The 21,629-nt window shown below is 31.1% G+C and carries 23 protein-coding genes; all 23 read right to left on the minus strand.

Annotated features, from left to right (window positions below):
- Nucleotides 1–31: 31 nt before the first annotated feature.
- Nucleotides 32–1,339, minus strand: a complete 1,308-nt coding sequence (locus tag BHW04_RS07960; protein ID WP_186835269.1) for a M16 family metallopeptidase — start codon at nucleotides 1,337–1,339, stop codon at nucleotides 32–34.
- Nucleotides 1,340–1,466: 127 nt separating this feature from the next.
- Entirely contained in the window at nucleotides 1,467–3,572 is a 2,106-nt protein-coding gene (locus BHW04_RS07965; protein WP_186835270.1) for a polyribonucleotide nucleotidyltransferase, read from the minus strand.
- A gap of 80 nt (nucleotides 3,573–3,652) precedes the next feature.
- On the minus strand, nucleotides 3,653–3,916 hold the full coding sequence (gene rpsO / locus BHW04_RS07970; protein ID WP_022168177.1) for a 30S ribosomal protein S15: 264 nt from the start codon (nucleotides 3,914–3,916) through the stop codon (nucleotides 3,653–3,655).
- A gap of 164 nt (nucleotides 3,917–4,080) precedes the next feature.
- Nucleotides 4,081–5,004 carry a bifunctional riboflavin kinase/FAD synthetase gene (locus BHW04_RS07975; RefSeq protein ID WP_302699349.1) on the minus strand — a complete coding sequence of 308 codons (924 nt, stop codon included), beginning with the start codon at nucleotides 5,002–5,004 and terminating at the stop codon, nucleotides 4,081–4,083.
- A gap of 10 nt (nucleotides 5,005–5,014) precedes the next feature.
- Entirely contained in the window at nucleotides 5,015–5,890 is an 876-nt protein-coding gene (gene truB / locus BHW04_RS07980) for a tRNA pseudouridine(55) synthase TruB (RefSeq protein ID WP_302699350.1), read from the minus strand.
- A 3-nt stretch (nucleotides 5,891–5,893) separates the two neighbouring features.
- Nucleotides 5,894–6,865: a DHH family phosphoesterase gene (locus BHW04_RS07985; protein ID WP_186835273.1), complete on the minus strand. Its 972-nt coding sequence runs from the start codon at nucleotides 6,863–6,865 to the stop codon at nucleotides 5,894–5,896.
- A complete protein-coding gene (gene rbfA, locus BHW04_RS07990; protein ID WP_022212376.1) occupies nucleotides 6,866–7,219 on the minus strand; it encodes a 30S ribosome-binding factor RbfA in 354 nt (117 codons plus the stop codon). It abuts the gene before it with no gap.
- A gap of 12 nt (nucleotides 7,220–7,231) precedes the next feature.
- Nucleotides 7,232–9,292, minus strand: coding sequence for a translation initiation factor IF-2 (gene infB, locus BHW04_RS07995; RefSeq protein ID WP_186835274.1), 2,061 nt, complete (start codon nucleotides 9,290–9,292; stop codon nucleotides 7,232–7,234).
- 15 nt (nucleotides 9,293–9,307) lie between these two features.
- Nucleotides 9,308–9,622, minus strand: a complete 315-nt coding sequence (locus BHW04_RS08000; RefSeq protein WP_302699351.1) for a ribosomal L7Ae/L30e/S12e/Gadd45 family protein — start codon at nucleotides 9,620–9,622, stop codon at nucleotides 9,308–9,310.
- A complete protein-coding gene (gene rnpM / locus BHW04_RS08005) occupies nucleotides 9,615–9,881 on the minus strand; it encodes an RNase P modulator RnpM (protein WP_022168184.1) in 267 nt (88 codons plus the stop codon). The genes BHW04_RS08000 and rnpM overlap by 8 nt, the downstream gene beginning before the upstream one ends.
- Before the next feature lie 13 nt (nucleotides 9,882–9,894).
- Nucleotides 9,895–10,953 (minus strand): transcription termination factor NusA, encoded by a 1,059-nt coding sequence (nusA, locus tag BHW04_RS08010; protein ID WP_302699352.1) that lies wholly within the window; start codon nucleotides 10,951–10,953, stop codon nucleotides 9,895–9,897.
- An 18-nt stretch (nucleotides 10,954–10,971) separates the two neighbouring features.
- On the minus strand, nucleotides 10,972–11,430 hold the full coding sequence (gene rimP / locus BHW04_RS08015; protein WP_302699353.1) for a ribosome maturation factor RimP: 459 nt from the start codon (nucleotides 11,428–11,430) through the stop codon (nucleotides 10,972–10,974).
- A 264-nt stretch (nucleotides 11,431–11,694) separates the two neighbouring features.
- Complete coding sequence (locus BHW04_RS08020; RefSeq protein WP_368072956.1) at nucleotides 11,695–12,300, minus strand: TIGR04100 family radical SAM protein; 606 nt, start codon at nucleotides 12,298–12,300, stop codon at nucleotides 11,695–11,697.
- A 13-nt stretch (nucleotides 12,301–12,313) separates the two neighbouring features.
- A complete protein-coding gene (locus tag BHW04_RS08025) occupies nucleotides 12,314–12,835 on the minus strand; it encodes a TIGR04002 family protein (RefSeq protein ID WP_022212370.1) in 522 nt (173 codons plus the stop codon).
- Nucleotides 12,832–13,659, minus strand: a complete 828-nt coding sequence (locus tag BHW04_RS08030; RefSeq protein WP_302699354.1) for a pyridoxamine kinase — start codon at nucleotides 13,657–13,659, stop codon at nucleotides 12,832–12,834. The genes BHW04_RS08025 and BHW04_RS08030 overlap by 4 nt, the downstream gene beginning before the upstream one ends.
- A gap of 106 nt (nucleotides 13,660–13,765) precedes the next feature.
- Complete coding sequence (locus tag BHW04_RS08035) at nucleotides 13,766–14,950, minus strand: pyridoxal phosphate-dependent aminotransferase (protein ID WP_302699355.1); 1,185 nt, start codon at nucleotides 14,948–14,950, stop codon at nucleotides 13,766–13,768.
- Nucleotides 14,951–14,952: 2 nt separating this feature from the next.
- Entirely contained in the window at nucleotides 14,953–15,213 is a 261-nt protein-coding gene (locus BHW04_RS08040; protein WP_186835277.1) for a LexA family protein, read from the minus strand.
- Nucleotides 15,210–15,362: a hypothetical protein gene (locus BHW04_RS08045; protein ID WP_186835278.1), complete on the minus strand. Its 153-nt coding sequence runs from the start codon at nucleotides 15,360–15,362 to the stop codon at nucleotides 15,210–15,212. Before BHW04_RS08045 ends, BHW04_RS08040 begins: the two co-directional genes overlap by 4 nt.
- A 151-nt stretch (nucleotides 15,363–15,513) precedes the next feature.
- Nucleotides 15,514–16,917 carry an NADPH-dependent glutamate synthase gene (gene gltA / locus BHW04_RS08050; protein WP_302699356.1) on the minus strand — a complete coding sequence of 468 codons (1,404 nt, stop codon included), beginning with the start codon at nucleotides 16,915–16,917 and terminating at the stop codon, nucleotides 15,514–15,516.
- Nucleotides 16,917–17,807, minus strand: coding sequence for a sulfide/dihydroorotate dehydrogenase-like FAD/NAD-binding protein (locus BHW04_RS08055; RefSeq protein WP_302631412.1), 891 nt, complete (start codon nucleotides 17,805–17,807; stop codon nucleotides 16,917–16,919). The genes gltA and BHW04_RS08055 overlap by 1 nt, the downstream gene beginning before the upstream one ends.
- Before the next feature lie 32 nt (nucleotides 17,808–17,839).
- A complete protein-coding gene (locus BHW04_RS08060) occupies nucleotides 17,840–19,006 on the minus strand; it encodes an iron-containing alcohol dehydrogenase (RefSeq protein WP_302699357.1) in 1,167 nt (388 codons plus the stop codon).
- A gap of 147 nt (nucleotides 19,007–19,153) precedes the next feature.
- Entirely contained in the window at nucleotides 19,154–20,107 is a 954-nt protein-coding gene (locus BHW04_RS08065; RefSeq protein WP_302631410.1) for a DHH family phosphoesterase, read from the minus strand.
- A gap of 135 nt (nucleotides 20,108–20,242) precedes the next feature.
- Nucleotides 20,243–21,565 carry an extracellular solute-binding protein gene (locus BHW04_RS08070; RefSeq protein ID WP_022212362.1) on the minus strand — a complete coding sequence of 441 codons (1,323 nt, stop codon included), beginning with the start codon at nucleotides 21,563–21,565 and terminating at the stop codon, nucleotides 20,243–20,245.
- Nucleotides 21,566–21,629: the final 64 nt, after the last annotated feature.

The raw sequence follows: 21,629 nt of genomic DNA on the forward strand, positions 1-21,629 counted from the left end.
AGGTAACTTTACTAACCCAGTGACATAATTATTATACTCTTTTGTCATTTACAATCAAATCTCTATTGTACGCTACGTCAGAAAGTCCTACTATTTTATTTAATCCATCAATTTCTACATCTTGACCCACATATGATGCACTTATTATTCCCGGCTTAAAGCACTCTTCCAATACATAGTTTATGTCTTGCTTATTTATTTTGTTAATCTTTTCAGTAACTTCTTCTGCTGTTTTTATCTTATTTTGTAATAACAAACATTTAGCATTAGCAAACATTCTTGATGCAGTGCTTTCTAAACCTAAAAGATAACCAGAAATAAGTTTTTCTTTATTTATCTTAAGCTTTTCATCACTAATGCCTTTATCTGCAAAAAGTTTAAGCTCTCTACTTATAACTTCTAATGCTTTATTTGCAAACTGTTTACTTAAACCAGTATAAATATTTAAACTTCCAACACCTATATAAGGCTGTGAATATGAATATATAGTATAGCAAAGTCCTAACTCTTCTCTTACCTTTTGAAATAAAACTGATGAAGCTCCTCCACCAAAAATATTATTTAATAAAGCAAGTGAATATGCTCTTTCATGAGCATATGGAAGTCCCTTTAAACCAATATTTATATGAAGCTGTTCAATTTGCTTATTTACATAAGCTGCCCCTCCTAAAAGGTTTACTTCTTTATAAGTTGGTATATATATTTCATTTTTATCCCAAGAACCAAAATAATTTTCCATTAATTTTTTTAATTCATTTTTATCAAATTTTCCACATATACTTATTACTGAATTATGGGGAGTATAATGTTTTTTTACATATTCCTTAATTTTACTGCTATTTAATGATTTAATTATATCAATAGTTCCTAATATTGGATCAGCAAGAGGATTATCACCAAATATTACCTTTGAATGGATATCTTCTAGAACATCTTCTGGATTATCCTCACTCATATTTATTTCTTCTATTACAACGCCTTTTTCCTTTTCAATTTCCTCATCATCAAACTTTGCATTAAGAATCATATCTGAAAGTACATCTAGGCAAAGATTTAAATGTGTATATAATGATTTTGTATAATAACAAGTTGTTTCCTTGCTAGTATAGGCATTAATTTGTCCACCTACATTTTCTATGTGCTGAACTATTTCTTTGGCACTTCTCTTATTAGTACCTTTAAAAAACATATGCTCTATAAAATGTGAAATTCCATTAACTGAATTTTCTTCATTTCTTGATCCATTTTGAACCATAACTCCAACACTTACCGAATTCACATGTTCAATATATTCAGTAACAACTCTTAATCCGTTATCTAATGTATATATCTCAAACATAATTACCTCCACTTTTATAGTTTGATTTTAGTTTATTTTAATTTATACTATTTTATTCTATATACTAAAAAAAGAGAATTTTAATAATTCTCTTTCACATAATAAATATTATTTCGCTGAATAAATACTATTGTTCAGTTGTTTCCTCTTCATCTGGTAATGCATCTTTTCTAGAAAGGTTTATTCTGCCTTGTTGATCTATTTCAGTTACTTTTACAAGTATTTCATCACCAACAGATACTACATCTTCAACTTTATTTACTCTTGCTTTATCTAATTTAGATATGTGGCATAATCCTTCTTTATTTGGTAATATTTCAATAAATGCTCCAAAAGCAGCAATTTTTGTAACCTTACCTAAGTAAACTTCACCAACTTGAACTTCTTTTGTTAATCCTTCAATAATTCTTATGGCTTCATTTACCCCTTCATGATCAGGTGATGAAACAAATACTGTACCATCCTCTTTAATATCTATCTTAACACCAGTATCCGCAATAATCTTATTGATTACCTTTCCACCAGCACCAATTACATCTCTTATCTTTTCTGGATCAATACTTATAGTACAAGTCTTAGGTGCAAATTTAGATACTTCCTTTCTGCTCGCTGGAATGCATTCCTCTATCTTATCTAAAATAAATATTCTTGCTTTTCTAGCATCAGTAATTGCTTTAGAAATTACATCAAAGCTTAACCCCTTAATCTTAGTATCAACTTGGATAGAAGTTATACCTTCTGTTGTACCTGCAACTTTAAAGTCCATATCTCCAAAGAAATCTTCAATTCCTTGTATATCTGTTAATACTTCTTCATGAGCTAAATCTTCTGAAGTTATTAATCCCATTGCTATACCAGCTGCTGGTCTCTTTATTGGAACACCTGCATCTAATAATGCTAGTGTAGAACCACAAACTGAAGCTTGAGAAGTTGATCCATTGGAACTTAATACTTCAGATACTAATCTTATAGTGTATGGGAATTCCTCTTCTGAAGGTATTAATGGTTCTAAAGCTCTTTCAGCTAAAGCTCCATGCCCTATTTCTCTTCTTCCTGGTCCTCTAAGTGGTCTAACTTCTCCAACTGAATAAGCAGGGAAGTTATAGTGATGCATATATCTCTTAGACTCTACTTCACCAATACCATCTATTATTTGGATGTCACCTACAGCTCCTAAAGTAGCTACAGTCATAACTTGAGTAAGACCTCTAGTGAATAAACCTGTACCATGAGTTCTAGGTAATATTCCTACTTCACATGAAATCTTTCTTATCTGATCAAATGCTCTTCCATCTGGTCTTCTCTTATGGTTAAGAAGCATATCTCTTACAACTTCTTTTTGCATAGAGTAAACTATTTCATTGATATCTCCTAAACAATCTGCATACTTCTCTTGGAATTCTTCTATGATTTTATCATTTACAATATCCATAGCAGCATTTCTTTCATCTTTATCAGTAATCCACATTGCTGCTTTAATCATCTCACCAGCAAACTCTTCTATATCAGCTTTTAATTCTGAATTTGGTTTATAAAGAACTGGTTCTTTCTTTTCTTTACCAAACTTAGCCATAGCCTCTTCTTGGAATGCTACGATGTCTTGACATTTTTCAAAACCGTATTCAATTGCTTTGATCATTGTTTCTTCTGGTATTTCATCTCCACCAGCTTCAATCATCATTACTCTTTCTTTTGTTGCACAAACAGTTAATTGAAGAATACTTTCTTCTCTTTCTTTTAATGTTGGATTTAAAACAAAGTTTCCATCGATTAATCCTACTTGGACAGCTCCAACAGGTGTTGTGAATGGAATGCTTGATAGGCATAATGCCATAGATGCAGCATTAATTGCTAGAATTTCTGGTAAGTTATCTTGTTCTACAGAAACAACTGTACAAACTACTTGAACATCATTTCTATACCCTTTTGGGAATAATGGTCTAAGAGGTCTATCTACAGCTCTTCCAAAAAGAATTGCATTTTCTGAAGGTCTACCTTCTCTCTTGATGAATCCACCTGGTATTTTACCAACTGAATATAATCTTTCTTCGTATTCAACGCTAAGTGGGAAGAAATCTATTCCTTCTCTAGGTTTTTCTGAAGCGTTAACATTTGTTAATATAACTGTATCTCCATAGCTCATGAATATTGCTGCATCTGAAAGCATTCCTACTCTACCAGATTCAACTTTCATTTCTCTTCCAGCTATGTTTTTTGTAAGTACATTAGTCATTTTTATATAACCTCCCTTCAGGTCTTTCGGTTAATTTTTAATCTTTAAAATAATAGAGCGGATAAAACCCGCTCTACAGACTATCTTCTTAAGCCTAATTTTGAAATTATAGCTCTATATCTTTCGATATCTTGAGCAGCTAAATACTTTAAGAATCCTCTTCTTTGTCCTACCATCATTAAAAGACCTCTTCTTGAGTGGTGATCTTTCTTATGAGTTCTTAAGTGAGCTGTTAAAGAGTTGATTCTTTCAGTTAAAAGTGCGATTTGAACTTCTGGTGAACCAGTGTCTCCTTCATGTCTTCCGAATTCTTTAATTATTTCTTGCTTTCTTATTGCGTCCATTATGACACCTCCGTAATAGTATCCCCTTATATCCATGGTATAAGTTAAAGCTCATATCTTAGATATAGGTTTGTTCATCAGTTATTATATCAGACTAATTTAATATTGTAAACAAATTTTATTTTAATAGTAATTTTGTCGTTTAGTACAAAATAAAATCAATATTAAATAATAATTCCATTTTTTTCAGCATAACTTTTATCTACATTTAATTGATTTACCAGTTCTTCTAAGCCATTAAATTTTATTTCTTCTCTAATCTTATTAATAAAATATAAAGTTATATTCTGCCCATATATGTCTTCATTAAAATCAAGAATATAAGTCTCTATAGTTAATTCTTTCCCATTTACTGTAGGATTATGCCCTACAGAAGTAATTCCTTTAAAAATTTTTCCTTTAATAGATACATTGGTATAATATACACCTTTTGCAGGAATACATTTGCTTTTGTCTATTTCTAAATTTGCCGTTGGAAATCCTATTGTTCTTCCAAGCTTCTTGCCATGAATTACCTTCCCTTCAAGAGAATATGGTCGTGCAAGCATATTAAAAGCTTCTTCCATATTACCATCAATTATAGCTTCCCTAATTCTAGTTGAACTTACTACTGAGTCATTATATATACAAGGCTCCATAACATATAAATCAAAATGATATTTAGATTTAAGTTCATTTAACAACTTAATATCGCCAGCATTTTTATAACCAAACTTAAAATTAAATCCTACTACAATACCCTTGATATTAAAGTTTTCACAAATATTTTTAATAAAGTCTTCTGGGCTCATTTTCATAGTCTCTTTATCAAATTTCTTAAAGGCTAAGATATCTATCCCCTCTTTTTCTAAAATAGATATCTTTTCTTCATTAGTCATAAGTAAATTCAATGTACTATTTATATTAATAAATTTTCTAGGATGATTTTTAAAAGTATAAACAATTGATTGTCCTTTACCTTCTTCAGCCAGCTGCTTTATCTTACGTATTAGAGATAAATGCCCTTTATGCAATCCATCAAAACTGCCTAAGGCTACAAAGTTTTTCCTATTTTCTTTCTTTAAAATAGCATCTTCTAACACTAACATTATTTTTCTCCTAAGTTATTAATAGTTTAGTAATCTTAAATCCTTCATTATTTTTGCTTCCAAGACCTAAGAATTTTTCTCCATCATATACACGGTATAATTTTTCATTTTCAACTTTATCATTTGTATATCTAGTGTCTCCAACTCTCACTCCATTTACTAAAAGCTTTGCATACTTATGATTTATATTAATTCTCTCATAATGATTTAATGCTTCTTCTATGGAAATTAAGTGCTCTGAATAGTTTTCACTAGTAAGATTCTTAATATTAATTGAATCTTCCTGCTTAAAAACTGATGTTTCAGCTCTATTAAGCTCTGTCATTGTTGCATAAACTCCAAGCTTTTCCCCTATATCATAGCAAAGACTTCTTACATAAGTTCCCTTAGAGCATGTAACCTTCATTGAAACAAAAGGATTATCTATTTTTATATTTTCAATATTATAAATAGTTATATTTCGTCCTTCTCTTTTAACTTCAATTCCTTGTCTTGCTAAAGTATATAGTCTAACACCATTTTGTTTAAGTGCTGAATACATAGGTGGCACTTGAGAATATTCACCTAAAAATCCCTTTATTGCCTGAAGTATTTCATCATCAGTTAAATGCTTGGTTTCACGAGTTTCAAGAATCTCACCTTCATCGTCATATGTTGTAGTCTTAATTCCAAGCTTAAACTCTACTTCATATACTTTTCTTGAATCCATGATATAGTCTATTATCTTTGTTGCTCTTCCAATACATACTGGCAAAACACCTGTAGCTTCTGGATCAAGGGTTCCTGTATGACCAACCTTTCCAGTGGAACAAACTTTTTTTACTTCTCTAACAACATCAAAAGATGTCATTCCTTTAGGTTTAAAGATATTTATAACTCCATTCATATCTTATAACTCTTCCTCTATTTTGCTTAATATTTTATCTCTAGCTTCTTCTAACGTTGAATATTTTATAGCTAAACCTGCGGCCTTAGTATGTCCACCTCCACCGAAGTATTCAGCAATCTTTCTTACATCAACATCATTTTTTGATCTAAGACTAGCTTTAATCTTATCATCAGCTTCTTTTACTAATAAAGTTACTTCTACACCTTTTATCTGCAATCCATAAGATATAATATCTGAAGTATCTCCTACTTCTATACCAAACTCTTTTCCAGCATCTTTAGGTAGTTCTATTAAGGCAACTTTATCATCACAAACAAGCTGCATATTTGTAAGAACTTTGCCTACAAATCTCACTCTATTAAAATCCTTATTATCAAAAAGACTTTGATAAATAAATGTATTATTTACACCAATTCTCTTCAGTTTAGCAGCAATTTCTAAAGTTCTATATGTAACATTAGAATGTCTAAAAGCTCCTGTATCTGTTACTAACGATGTATATAAACATGTTCCTATTTCTTTACTTATTTCATCATCTTCTTTAAAAACAAATCCTAGCTCCAACAGTAATTCATAAACTATTTCTGCTGTAGCTGCAGCATCTATATCTACGTAATTTTCATTACCATACATATCATTTGATAAATGATGGTCTACATTTAATAATACTTTATTATAATTTTCTAAATTGGCACATATTCTTTCATAATTACCACAATCTAAGACTATAACTACATCTGTATCATCTATTGGTTCATACACTTCACCAGTTACATCTTCAGCACCTAAAAGAAATCTTAAATTTTCTGATAGTGCCTCCTTAGAAAGTACATAGCAATCTTTATTTAAGTATTTTAATCCATTATAAAGTGCAAGAACACTACCTACTGCATCACCATCTGGTGATACATGGTAGGTAATGCCTATCTTCTTTGCACTTAATAAAATATCTTTAATTGTTTTAATTGACAATTATTTACCCTTATTAACCTTATGAATAAGTTCTTCAATATGCATTCCATAGCTTATTGAGTCATCTAATTCAAAAATTATTTGAGGATTATGTCTTAAATTAATTCTTATGCCAATTTCTTTTCTTATATATCCACTTGCATTTTTTAATGCAGTGAAAGTATTATTCTTTTCTTCTTCATCTTTTCCAAATATACTTACAAATACCTTTGCATATCTTAGATCCTTAGTAACTTTTACTGCTGTTACAGAAACCATTGCAGTAAGTCTTGGATCTTTGATTTCATTTTGGATTATATTACTAACTTCTCTTCTGACTTCTTCGTTTATTCTTCCGCCTCTATAGTTAGCCATTTAAATCACCTCTTAAAGCTCTTTTCTTTTTACAGCTTCCATTGTAAATGATTCGATTATATCTCCCTCTTTAAGATCATTGAATCTTTCAACACTTAAGCCACATTCGTATCCTTTATTAACTTCTTTAGCATCATCTTTAAATCTCTTTAATGAAGCTAAGACAGATTCAAAGATAACTATTCCATCTCTTATTACTCTTACTTCAGAGTTTCTTACTATTTTACCATCTGTTACGTAACATCCTGCAATAGTACCTACGTTAGATATTTTGTAAGTCATTCTTACTTCCGCTTTACCATTTATAACTTCTTTGTACTCAGGATCAAGCATACCAATCATAGCAGACTTAACATCTTCAATTGCATCATAGATGATTCTATATGTTTTGATATCCACTCCATCTTTTTCTGCCATAGCTACTGCATTTGAATCAGGTCTAACATTGAATCCAATCATTAATGCATTTGATGCTGCTGCTAAAGTTATATCTGTTTCTGTTATAGCACCTACTGCACCATGGATAACCCTAACCTTAACATCATCTGTTGAAAGTTTCTCTAAAGATTGTCTTATTGCTTCCACTGAACCTTGAACATCAGCTTTAACAATAATGCTTAATTCTTTAACCTTCCCTTCTTGGATTTGGCTATATAAATCTTCAAGTGATACTCTATGTGATGCTTGATGGCTTTCAGTTTTGATTTTATCTTTTCTGATTTCAGCCATATTTCTTGCAGTCTTTTCATCTTTAACAACTACAAATCTGTCCCCAGCTGCTGGAACTTCTGAAAGACCTAAAACTTCTACTGGTATAGATGGACCTGCTGATTTAATCTTTTTACCCATATCATCAAACATAGCTCTTATTCTTCCATATGTAGATCCAACTAAAATAGAGTCTCCTACATGTAGTGTACCATTTTGAATTAATAGTGATGCAACAGCACCTCTACCTTTATCTAACTTAGCTTCAATAACTGTTCCCTTAGATTTTCTATTAGGATCTGCAGTTAATTCTTGCATTTCTGCTGTTAAAAGAATCATTTCAAGTAATGAATCTAAGTTTTCACCAGTTTTTGCTGAAACTGGTACACAAATTGTATCTCCGCCCCAGTCTTCTGCTACTAAACCATGTTCAGTTAATTCTTGTTTAACTCTATCAACATTTGCTCCTGGTCTATCAATCTTATTTATTGCAACTATCATTGGAACATTAGCTGCTTTACAGTGACTTATAGCTTCTTTAGTTTGTGGCATTATACCATCATCAGCAGCAACAACTAAAATAACGATATCTGTTACTTGTGCTCCTCTAGCTCTCATGGCAGTGAAAGCTTCGTGTCCTGGTGTATCTAAGAATGTTATCTTTTCACCATTTAAAGTAACTGTGTAAGCACCTATATGCTGAGTGATTCCACCTGCTTCTGTATCAGTAACTTTAGCTTTTCTTATAGCATCTAATAATGAAGTTTTACCGTGGTCAACGTGACCCATTATTGTTACTATAGGCGGTCTCTTTTCTAAGTTTTCTTCTACTACATCTGTATCTTCTTCAAATGCTTCAAGTTCTGTTTCTTCTTCTTTTCTTTCAGCTATAACTTCATATTTTTCACAAAGCTTTTCTGCTGTAGCAAAATCGATTTCTTGGTTAACTCCAGCCATTACACCTAAGAATATTAAGTTCTTAATAACATCTGCTGTTGGTTTTCCAAGCTTTTCGCATAACTCTTTAACTGTAATAGTATCACCTATTTCAACTACTCCACATGCTGCTTCTGCATTTCTTTCGATTTCTTCACGCTCAATTTCTTTCTTAGTTTTCTTTTTCTTTCTTACACCTTTATTAACTTCTTCAGCTAATTGATCTTCATATTCATCCACTATAGATTTCTTTTCTTGTGGTATTCCATTTTCACCTATAAGTTCTTGAATTAGTGCAGCATCTTCATCTTCTATGACACTCATATGATTTTTTACCTCTACACCAAACTCTTCCATTAATAAAGTTATTAAGTCTTTTGAACTTACATTTAACTCTTTTGCCAATTCATATACTCTGATTTTTGACAATAAAATCACCCCCGGTTAATTTGTTCCTGAATTCTCTCTGTATAAAAACATTAACTTTTCAGCCATATTCTTGTCAGTTATTGCTAAAATTTTAACTTCTTCTCTTCCAATAGCAAAACCTAATTCTTCTTTTGAAAAATCTTCTATTAATCTTATATTCTTTGCTATGCAATGGTTTTTAAATTTCTTTCTGGTGCTATTTGAAGCATCATCAGATATTATAATTAAGAAAAAATCTTTCTTATTTCTTTGTTCATCGCATCTGCTATAGCCTTCAACTATATTCCCAGCTCTTTTAGCTAATCCTAAAAAATTAAAAAATTTATCCATTTAATATCTCATTCCTTAATCTGTTATAGATTTCTTCATCAATGGCTATATCGAGATTTCTACTTAGCCTTTTAGCTTTAAAGGCTTTTTCAAGACATTCTATATTTCTACAAATATATGCCCCTCTTCCAGATTTCTTACCTGTAAGATCCACTGTTACTTCTCCTTCTGGAGTTTTAACTACTCTTATAAGCTCTTTCTTAGGCTTCATTTCCATGCATCCAGTGCACATTCTTAAAGGTATCTTCTTTACTTTCATAGTAAATCCTCCTTTAGTTTTCTAATGCCTCTGCTTGTGATTTACTCTTAATGTCGATTTTCCAGTTAGTAAGTTTTGCAGCTAATCTTACATTTTGTCCTTCTTTACCTATAGCAAGTGAAAGTTGGTTGTCATCAACGATAACTTTAGCAGATTTAGTTTCTTCATCCACTGTAACGCTTAATACTTTTGCTGGGCTTAATGCGCTTGCTAAAAATTCAGCTGGATCTTTACTCCATTTGATTATGTCGATTTTTTCACCTTTTAACTCATCTACTATATTTTGTACACGAACACCCTTAGGACCAACACAAGCTCCCATTGGATCAACATTTTCATCATGAGATACTACTGCAATCTTACTTCTTGAACCAGCTTCTCTTGAAATGCTCTTTATTTCAACAACACCTTCATATATTTCTGGAACTTCTAGTTCAAATAGTCTCTTAACTAATCCTGGATGAGTTCTTGATACAACAACTTGTGCACCCTTTGAAGTATTTTTAACTTCAACTACATATAATTTTACCTTTTCGTTAAATCTATATTCTTCTCCAGGAATTTGTTCGTTTGGTCCGATTACAGTTTCCAACTTACCAATATTAACAAATACCATACCTTTATCTTGTCTTAAAACTGTTCCAACGATGATGTCATATTCTAATTCTTTGTATTCGTTGTATATGATACTTCTTTCTGCTTCTCTTATCCTTTGTGTTACAACACCTTTAGCAAGTTGAGCTGCAACTCTTCCAAAATTCTTTGGTGTTACTTCGAAATCAACTACATCATCTAAATCGTAGATTGGTCTTATAGATTGTGCTTCTTCAAGTCCAATTTCAGTTACATCATCAAATACTTCTTCTACAACTATTTTTTGAGAATATACATGGATTTCTCCTGTTTCCCTATCAATTGTTACCTTTACATTTTGAGCTGAAGAAGTTGGCCCAGCATAATTTTTCTTGTATGCTGCTACTAATGCATCTTCAATTGTTTCAAATAATAAATCTTCACTAATCCCTTTATCTTTAACTATCTCTTTAAGAGCACCTATAAATTCTTGATTCATTTATATTTCCCCTCCTTGTTATATTTCCCCTTCTAAGTTTACGGACTTAATTTTATCTTTTGGAATATTTATTTCTTCTGCTCCTTCAATTGTTATTGAACTCTCATTATTTTCCTTAAGTATTCCTTTTATTGTCTTAGTTCCTTCAACAGCTTTAGCAAGTTTTACTAAGACTTCACTTCCTATAAATCTTGTATAATGTTCGTTGGTAAATAATGTTCTGTTTAATCCAGGAGATGAAACTTCTAAGAAATATGCATCTGTAATAGGATCCTTCTCATCTAATACATCACTTACTCTTCTTGAAAGTGCTTCACAATCATTTAATGAAACGCCTCCATCTTTTTCTATATATATTCTTAAATAATATTCTCCGCTTTCTTTCACATATTCAATGTGATAAATACCATAGCTAAGCTCTTCAGCTATTGGCTTAACTATTTCAGCTATTTGTTCCACTAAGGCATTAACTTTCATTTTTTACCCTCCTTTTCAATATTCAGTTTTTTCGTAATTTAAACATAGGTACATAAAAACGCAACTAGAAAAGTAGTTGCGTTAAAATAGAAAGAGCAGGTGTTTACCCCTACTCTATATCTTTTAGCTATTAGTAAATTACTTCCTTTAACATATTATCACACTTTACTAACAATTACAAGGGGTTATTATTTGCAACCTTTCCCCCTATTAAAACTTTACCCAAAAGCAAGTATTTTTATTCATAGCTCTTTTTTAATTCTATTATTCTTCTTTTTCTCTCACTCTTAAAGGAATCCCCATTTCATCAGCTAAGCTCTTACATCTTTCAATTTGTTCATCACTTATGACATTAACAACTGAAAAAGCTACATCACCAATATTTTCTTTGACATACTTGGAAAACTTAATCATAGCATAAAAGGCTTCTGCACCAAACTTTGGTCTTGTTACTTTCACATATTCATCTGCTGTTGGTGCATTTAGACTTATTGAAACTGCATCAATACATCCAACAAGCAATCTTGCTGTATTATTCTCCTTATGGATTAAATCAGAAATACCAGTTGTATTTATTCTTACTTTCACATTTGATACTGACTTAATGTATCTAGCTACTTCCACCACTTCATGTATCCTAACTAACGGCTCTCCATAACCACAAAAAACTACTTCTTTATATGAATTAAGCTCCTGTTTCTTAAGCTCATCTACAACTTCACTAACAGAAGGATCCCTATCAAGCCAAAGACTTCCACTGCCTTTAAGTCCATCCATTTCTTTTCTAATACAAAAATTACAACTACACGGGCATTTGTTAGTTATATTTATATATAAGCTATCTCCTATTGTATATAATATATTCATCATTTTTTCACCCCCTTTATACTTCTTTCAAAAAAACCTTGCTTTTAAATTTCACTTTATCTAGTGCCAAAGCTGCCATAACAAACACTAATCCACTTCCCACAGGTTGGACTAATGTAATAAAACTCATATAAAAAGCAGCTAGAAAATTACCATACATTATATACTCAGCTAAGCAATACAATATTACACCTGTAAAACCTGCTAAAAAAACTGCTAAAATATTTCTCTTACATAATATATTTTCTTTTTTCCTTGTGAAAAACAATACTAATATCGGCTTAATAATAATTGTTGGTATTACCCATACAGCTGCTCCACTAATCAAATCTGCAAGTCCTGCTCCTATAGCTGACGCCATCATGGCATAAGGTAATGGTAGTATAGATGCTGCCATATATATAAATGCATCTCCCACATGTACATATCCTCCATTGACTCCTACAGGAATATGAAAAGATGTAGTTGTAATGCATATGATAGCTGCTAAAAGAGCTGATATTGCTAATGCTTTTACTTTGCTATGCCCATTAATCATATAAACAACTCCTTTAAAATTGGTTCAAATACAACACCATTTTTCACATCAATTTTTTTTGTGTCAGAATAGCTTATTGCTTTATAGACAAACTCCGAAGCTTTCTTAACAGCCTCTTCAAAATCTTTTCCTCTCATCAGCATACCACATATTATTGAGGCAAATATATCACCAGTTCCTCCAAATGATCTATCTGAATGATTATTAACTATAATATACTTCTTATCTTCATCCATATCATAAGCAAAATTTATTATTTCACTTCCTTTTATAATACCTGTAATGACAACTTTTTTAGGGCCTAAAACACCTATTCCTTTAGCTATTTCTTCAATTTCCTCTAAAGAATATTCTCCATTTTTATATTGCTTACCTAAAAGAATACATGCTTCAGTAATATTAGGTGTAGTTACAGTTGCTAGTGATACAAGTTCTTTCATTTTACTGCACATAGCTTCTGTGTAAGTCTTATAAATAGTCCCATTATCTCCCATTACAGGATCTATTAATACAAAGGAGATATTTTGACTCACTATAAGTTCCTTCACTATATCAATTTGCTTTTCAGAGCCTAAAAATCCACTATATACCCCATCAAAAGCAAACCCCATTTCATCCCAGCTATTTTTATAGTTAATCATTTCTTCCGTAAGATCCAAAAACGAAAAATTTGAATAACCTGTTTGACATGATAGTATTGCTGTTGGAAAAGGACAAGGTTGCACTCCTAATACAGATAATATTGGTATAACCGCAGTAAGAGAGCATCTACCAAGACCTGAGATATCGTGTATTGCAACAACTTTTTTTATATCTTTTATCATTTTCCTCACCTGCCAAAATTATTATATGAAAAATATAACATATAATTTAGCTAGCAGCAAAATGTACCCATACATTATATTAGATCACTATTCTAAAGAATATTAATTATCTATATTGCTCAATAAGTTTACTAAAGGCTGGCAATGAATTTACTATTGTTTCATAAGATACACAATAAGCTAATCTAAAATATCCTTCTTTTTTAAATACTGATCCTGGCACTAATAATATATTAAATTTCTTTGCTTCTTCACAAAACTTCTTATCATTTTCTATTGGACATTTAGGAAATAAATAAAATGCCCCTTTAGGCTTTTCACACTCTATCCCTAGACTTGTTAAATGACTATAAATTAAATCTCTATTCTTTTTATAAATATTTATATCAACTTCTAAATTTAAAGATCTTTTAACTACCTTTTGAAATAATGATGGTGCATTAACAAATCCTAAAATTCTATTAGCAATACTTAAAGCCACCGTCACTTCTTTAAAATTCATCATCTTGTCATTTATTACTACATACCCTATTCTTTCTCCTGGTAATGAGAGAGACTTACTATAAGAATAACATACAAATGAATTATCATAATAATTTAATATATAAGGCACATCTATATCATCATAGACAAGTTCTCTATAAGGTTCATCAGCAATTAGATAAATCTCCTTATGGTATTCTAGCTCCTTTTCTTTTAGTACAGAACATATGTCTTGTATCACCTTACCACTATAAATTACTCCTGTAGGATTATTTGGTGAATTTATAATTACAGCCTTTGTTCTTTTAGTGATACTTCTTTTTAAGCTTTCAATATTAGGAAAAAATGTCCTTTCATCTGTATCAACAACAACTTCCTTACCATTAAAGTTTTTGATGTAATTACTATATTCACCAAAAAAAGGTGCAAATAATATAACTTCATCATCATCTTCTAAAATGCTCTTTAATATTATATTAAGCCCTCCTGCAGCACCACAAGTCATTACTATACTGCTTTCATCAAGAGACAAATGATATTTTCTATTTATATCACTTGCAATTGTTTTTCTTACATCCTCATATCCTGAATTACTCATATATCCATGAAGACTTAATGAATTTTCATCAGAGATAATTTCACCTATAATATTCTTTATTTCTTCTGGTGTCTCTACATTAGGATTTCCAAGACTAAAATCATAAACATTTTCCTTGCCATACTTTCTAGATAGTTCCTTTCCTTCTTCAAACATAGCTCTTATTGTAGCTCCGTTTTTTATTAAAGCTCTCATATGCTCAGTTATCATTTTTAACCCCCTTTTATTTGTAGTATGAAATTATCATTATTTCTATCTACCCATTCTTTAGGTAAATAGAAGTTTTCCTGCTTTTCATCATTTATTTCAATAGGATTTCCTGCAGCTATTTCATTAAATACTGGTATTTCTCTTAAATTCTTTCCTGATATATTTTCTTCATTTAAATATATTTCTTTTTCTATAGAGTTATCATCTATTTTAAACTCTAGAATATTTTTATTCTTTAAATTTAAATATTTATATTCATTCATATATCTAACTGTTTCCTTCTCATTAAACTGTTAAAACTTTCCACTTTTAGTATTTTAAAAGCTTCTTCATCAGTAATAAGCTTAATTTTTACATTATAATAGCCTTTAGCATACATAGATACTATTTTGGTAAGATATAAAATTTTCACTCGTTTTTCTTCAATTGAAAATAAAAAATAAGAATTGTTCTTTTCAAATTCTTCATTTTCTCACCTTCTTTAATCTCATATGTATGATAAAAACCCCAAAGAACCTTTGGGGCTATATTATAATTCTATTGATTTAACGGTAGCTTGTCAATTATTTAGTTATTTTTTCTTGTAGGTATTTGTCTATGGCTTTTGCTGCCTTTTTACCTGCACCCATAGCCAGTATAACTGTAGCTGCACCTGTAACAGCATCTCCACCTGCATAAACTCCTTCTTTAGTAGTGAGACCTGTTTCTTCGTCAGCAACAAGACATTTCCACTTATTAATTTCTAATCCATCAGTCGTAGAAGCAATAAGTGGGTTTGGTGATGTTCCAAGAGACATTATCACTGTATCTACTTCAATAACAAACTCTGAACCTTCAATGGGTATAGGTCTTCTTCTTCCTGAATCATCTGCTTCTCCTAGAACCATCTTTACACATTTTATTCCCTTTACCCATCCGTTTTCATCACTTAATATTTCTACCGGGTTAGTAAGTATATGAAAAATTACTCCTTCTTCCTTTGCATGATGTACTTCTTCTTTTCTTGCTGGAAGTTCTGACTCACTTCTTCTATAGACTATATGTGATTCAGCTCCTAATCTTAACGCTGTCCTTGCTGCATCCATGGCAACATTTCCACCACCTACTATTGCAACCCTTTTACCAATTTTCACAGGAGTATCATAATCCTCTCTAAAAGCTTTCATTAAATTTACTCTCGTTAAAAATTCATTGGCAGAAAATACTCCATTGGCACTTTCTCCAGGTATACCCATAAATTTTGGCAGTCCTGCACCTGAACCGATAAATACAGCCTTAAATCCCTCTTCATTCATTATTTCATCAATAGTTATTGTCCTACCTACAATAACATTTGTTTCTATATTAACACCTAATTTTCTGATATTATCAATTTCAGCCTTAACAACTTCTTCCTTAGGAAGTCTAAATTCTGGAATTCCATATACAAGCACTCCACCTGGTTCGTGAAGCGCTTCAAATATGGTAACATCATACCCTTTTTTAGCTAAATCACCAGCACAAGTAAGCCCTGCAGGCCCAGATCCAATTATAGCTACCTTTATATTATTTGACTCTTCTTTAAAAGATACATCAACATAATTTTCCCTAGCCCAATCTGCTGCATACTTTTCTAGCTTTCCTATGGCCAATGGTTCCCCTTTAATTCCTAATACACATTTTCCTTCACATTGACTTTCTTGAGGACATACTCTTCCACAGACAGCAGGAAGAGAACTATATTTAGCAATTTCTTTAGCTGCTCCTTCAATATCATTATCCTTAATATAATTTATAAATTCCGGTATATTTATTGATACAGGACATCCTTCTATACATTGAGGATTTTTACAATGAAGGCATCTCAATGCTTCTTTAACAGCTCTCTCATTATCATATCCCAAGCATACTTCCATAAAATTTTTAGCTCTTTTTCCCGGTTCTTGTTCATTAACTGCCACTCTTTTCATTCTATCTGACATCGCCATTAATTTCCACCTCCACAACCACAGCCGCCATGCTTATGAATAATTCCTTCTTCCATTCTTAAAAGCGCTCTTCCTTCTTCTGTCTTATATAAAGTTTGTCTTCTCATAGATTCATCAAAATCCACTAAATGCCCATCAAATTCTGGTCCATCAACACAAGCAAATTTTACTTTGCCTCCAACAGTTACTCTGCAAGCTCCACACATACCTGTCCCATCCACCATTATTGGGTTTAAGCTTACTGTAGTCTTAATATTTAACTCCTTAGTAAGCTTGGCCATAAACTTCATCATAATCATTGGCCCAATTACTATGGAATGATCATATTTTTTATTTTGATTATTCACCAAATAATTTAGCATATCTGTAACTCGACCATTAAAGCCATAACTTCCATCATCAGTGGATACATAAAGGTTTCCTGCAACCTTTTTCATTTCTTCTTCTAAAATAATAAGATCTTTAGTTCTAGCTCCAATAATCACATCTGCTTTTATCCCTTGCTCATAAAGCCACTTAACTTGCGGATATACCGGAGCTGCTCCTACACCTCCAGCAACAAATAAAATATTCTTTCCTTTAAGATTATCAACAGCTTCATATATTAACTCACTTGGTTGCCCTAAAGGCCCTGCAAAATCCTCTACATAATCTCCTATTTCATATTGTGCCAATTCCCTTGTGGCAGCACCTACAGTTTGAAACACAATAGTTATAGTACCTTTATCCCTATCATAATCTGCAATGGTTAATGGAATTCTTTCTCCTTTTTTATCATTTCTTATGATTATAAATTGACCTGGTTTTGCTGATTTTGCAACCCTAGGTGCTTCTATATCCATTAAGTATATATTGGAGGTAAGATATCTTTTGTCTGTTATTTTATACATTACTTCACTTCCTTAACAATTTTTAAATAAAATTATAGTTCAACATCATTTCCATAGTATGTGCAGACTAACAGTTTTTCCATTGTCTTATCATCAATTGTTCTAGGATTTGATGATGTACATGCATCAAGAACAGCATTATGAGCTATAAACTTAACATTTGAAGTAAACTCATCTTCAGTAATTCCATATTCTTTCATAGATGCAGGTATACTTAACTTTTTATTAAATTCCCTTATCTTATTTATCAATAAATCTGTAGATTCTTTATTATCTTTTCCTTTTACTCCTAATACTTCTGCAATATCTGCATATCTATCTTCACAAGCCTTTCTATTATATTGGATAACATATGGTAAGAAAATAGCATTAGCACATCCATGAGGTATGTGGAATACTGCACCAACTTTATGTGCCATTGAATGAACTATTCCAAGTAATGCATTACTGAATGCCATTCCTGCAAGACATTGTGCTTCATGCATTAATTCTCTACATTCTTTATTTTCTTTATAAGATTCTATTAAATTTTCATTAATCATTGATATAGCTTTTAGAGCTAAAGGATCAGTAAAATTAGATCTTAAAGATGCAGTATAAGCTTCTATTGCATGAGTAAGTGCATCCATTCCTGTATGCGCCACTAATTTAGGTGGCATTGTCTGTGCTAAATCTGGATCAATAATTGCAATATCTGGAGTTATATTAAAATCAGCTATAGGATATTTTATTTTAGCCTTATAATCAGTGATTACAGAAAACGCTGTTACTTCTGTAGCTGTACCTGAAGTTGATGGTATTGCCACAAATTTAGCCTTTTGTCTAAGTTCAGGAAGTCCAAAAGGTACCACTGCTTCTTCAAATGTAAATTCAGGATATTCATAAAAAATCCACATTGCTTTGGCTGCATCTATTGGAGATCCCCCTCCCATAGCAACAATTAAATCCGGTTCAAAATCTCTCATCATTTCTGCACCCTTCATAACTGTTTCCACTGAAGGATCTGGTTCAACACCTTCAAATAAAACAACTTCCATTCCAGCTTCTTTTAAATAGCTTTCTACCTTATCTAAGAAGCCAAACCTCTTCATTGAGCCTCCACCAACTACAACTATAGCCTTTTTAGCCTTAAGAGTCTTTAAAACTTCTAATGAACCTTTTCCATGATAAATATCTCTTGGTAATGTAAATCTTCTCATAATATTTCTTTCCTCTCCTATATTCATATATTTTTACTAACTTTAATACTAAAGTTTATTTTTAGTATTAATTACATAATATACCAAAATTATTTTAAAAAAAAGAAGTTTTATGCTTTTTTATACATAAAACTTCTTAACTTTAAATTATTTATTAAATTCCCTACAGTTATCATCCATATCTTTTATTATATTGTCTACAACATCCCAAGATGCAACTGAAGCACCAGCAGCTAACATATGTCCACCACCGCCATATTTAAAAGCAATATCATTTACTCTAGGTCCATTAGATCTAAATTCACAGAAGATGCTTCCATCTTCTTTTTCAGCAAAGAAATGCCAATTTATTATCCCTGCTGTATCTTGAAGTGCATTAACCATTCTTACTGCTTTTATAGGAGTTAATCCATATTTGACCACGTTATCATAAGTAATTTTTAAATAAGCTACTCCATTTTCTGTTTTTTCATAATTGCTATAGATAAAACCTAAGAATTTTAGTTCTTCTTCTTTTCTTCTATAAAGATTTGCGTAAATATCTTTTGTTTGTAAATCAAAAGTTATTGTTGGCAGTTTTTTAAACAGCTCTGTTGGATTATCTACATAGGCAAATCTTCCTGTATCGCCAATAATACCTGTATATAATGCTTTTCTACCATTATATTCAATCTTTAATCTATCACTATTTGCTAAGTAAAAATCTAATATCATTTCACTGCATGATGAATATTCAGTATCTACCCATGTTAAATCTTCAAAAGGAGCATCAAAAGGTTTATGATGATCAATTTTTATTATATAACCACAATCCATAAAGCTTTGATTATCTACTCTTTCTTTATTAGACACATCCACAATAATAGCCAAAGTATCTTTATCACATACAACACTTTCATCCATAGTTCCAATATATCCTAATTTTTCTAAATGTTCTCCTAACAAATATACCTTTTTATCTGGATATGTACTTTCTATTATACTTTTTAATCCATTTTGTGAACCATATGAATCTGGATCAGGAAATACATGTCTAAATATCGCTATTTTATCGAATTCTTCTATTTTTTCTAAAATATTCTTGATTAATATTTTTTTCATAAGCTATACTCTCCATTATTATTTTATGTTAAGCATTATTATAATACTTAACATATTATTATATCAAATTTCTATTTAAATTCAAGAAAAAACCTACCTAGCAAACTAGGTAGGTAATATTTTATATAAATATTATTAGTTACGTCCTATTGATGTTTGAACTTGTGATACTATATCATCAACTAAAACTTCAACATCTTTAATACTTCCTGACATAAACGCTTCATACTTTTCTTGAGCTACTGTTCTTGCTGATTGAGCATTGTTTATAGCTGGTGTATAGTATGCATATGGAAGTGATTTTTGAGCTACATTGTATACTTGGCTGTATAATGAAGTTTCATCATTTAAAATATTTTTAACTATTTCTGTTTCAACTGCTGATTTTCTTACTGGAAGATATCCTGTAGCAGTTGCAAATTTAGCAGTATTTTCTGCATTTGTTGCAAACTTTACAAACTCGTAAGCAGCATATTGCGCTTCTGCACTTACATTGTTAGTTACAAATAATGAAGCTCCTTGTTGCATAACTGCTTTATCTTTTCCTTCAAATACAGGTACTTCTACAACCGCAATTTCAAAAGCTCCATCATTGTTTAAGTATGCATATCCTGCTGAAGAACCTTGGTAACATAACATTTTTTGATTAACAAAAGGATTTGAAAGGAATTTATCTTCCCCAGCAATTCTGAAAGCTCCACTTTCTGCTTGTTTTTGGAAGAATGTCATATATTCTCTAACCCATTCATTATCAACATTAATAGTACCTTTTGAGTCAACAAAATCAAGTCCATCCATTTTTAATGATGAAATAAAAGCATTTGAAGAAGAGTCAAAACCAAATCCTGCTACACCTAATTCTGTAACAGCTTTATTAGATATTTCTGCTAACTTTTCAAAAGTTAAGTCTTCTAAATCTTCTAAAGTATACCCTAAACTTTCTAACATGTTTTTATTAACATATAATACTTCTGTTGATTTAGTCATTGGAAGTCCATAAACTTCTCCGTTATTCCATTGAGATGTTTCTTGAATGAATGCATCTACAAAATCATCCATTTCATCAGCCATACCAACATTTTTATCATTGATAAATGAAGATAAATTAACTAACTTCTTGTCTTCTATCAATCCAGTAGCTACGTCTGGATAAACATTTATAATAGCTGGTAAACTATTTGATTGTGCTGCTGAAATTACTTTTTTGTTAAGGTCTACAATAGATCCTTGGCTAATGGCATTTACTGTAATTCCTTTATCATTTGTTGCATTAAAATCTTCAATTATTTCATTTAATACCTCAGCTTGTCCCCCATTCATATAATGCCACATTTCAATTGTAATTGGTTTAGTTAATTCTGTAACCATATCACCATTTTCTGATTTACTAGAACATCCAGCTAATGATGTCATCACTAGTGTACTAGAAAGTAAAGTTGCTAAAAGTCTTTTTTTCATTAAAGTCACCTCTGTAATAATATTTATATATATTTATATAAAGAGAGAGGCTATGAACCTCACT

Origin of the sequence: Clostridium sp. 29_15, assembly GCF_001916075.1 — a bacterium.
GTDB classification, from domain to species: domain Bacteria; phylum Bacillota; class Clostridia; order Clostridiales; family Clostridiaceae; genus Clostridium; species Clostridium lentum.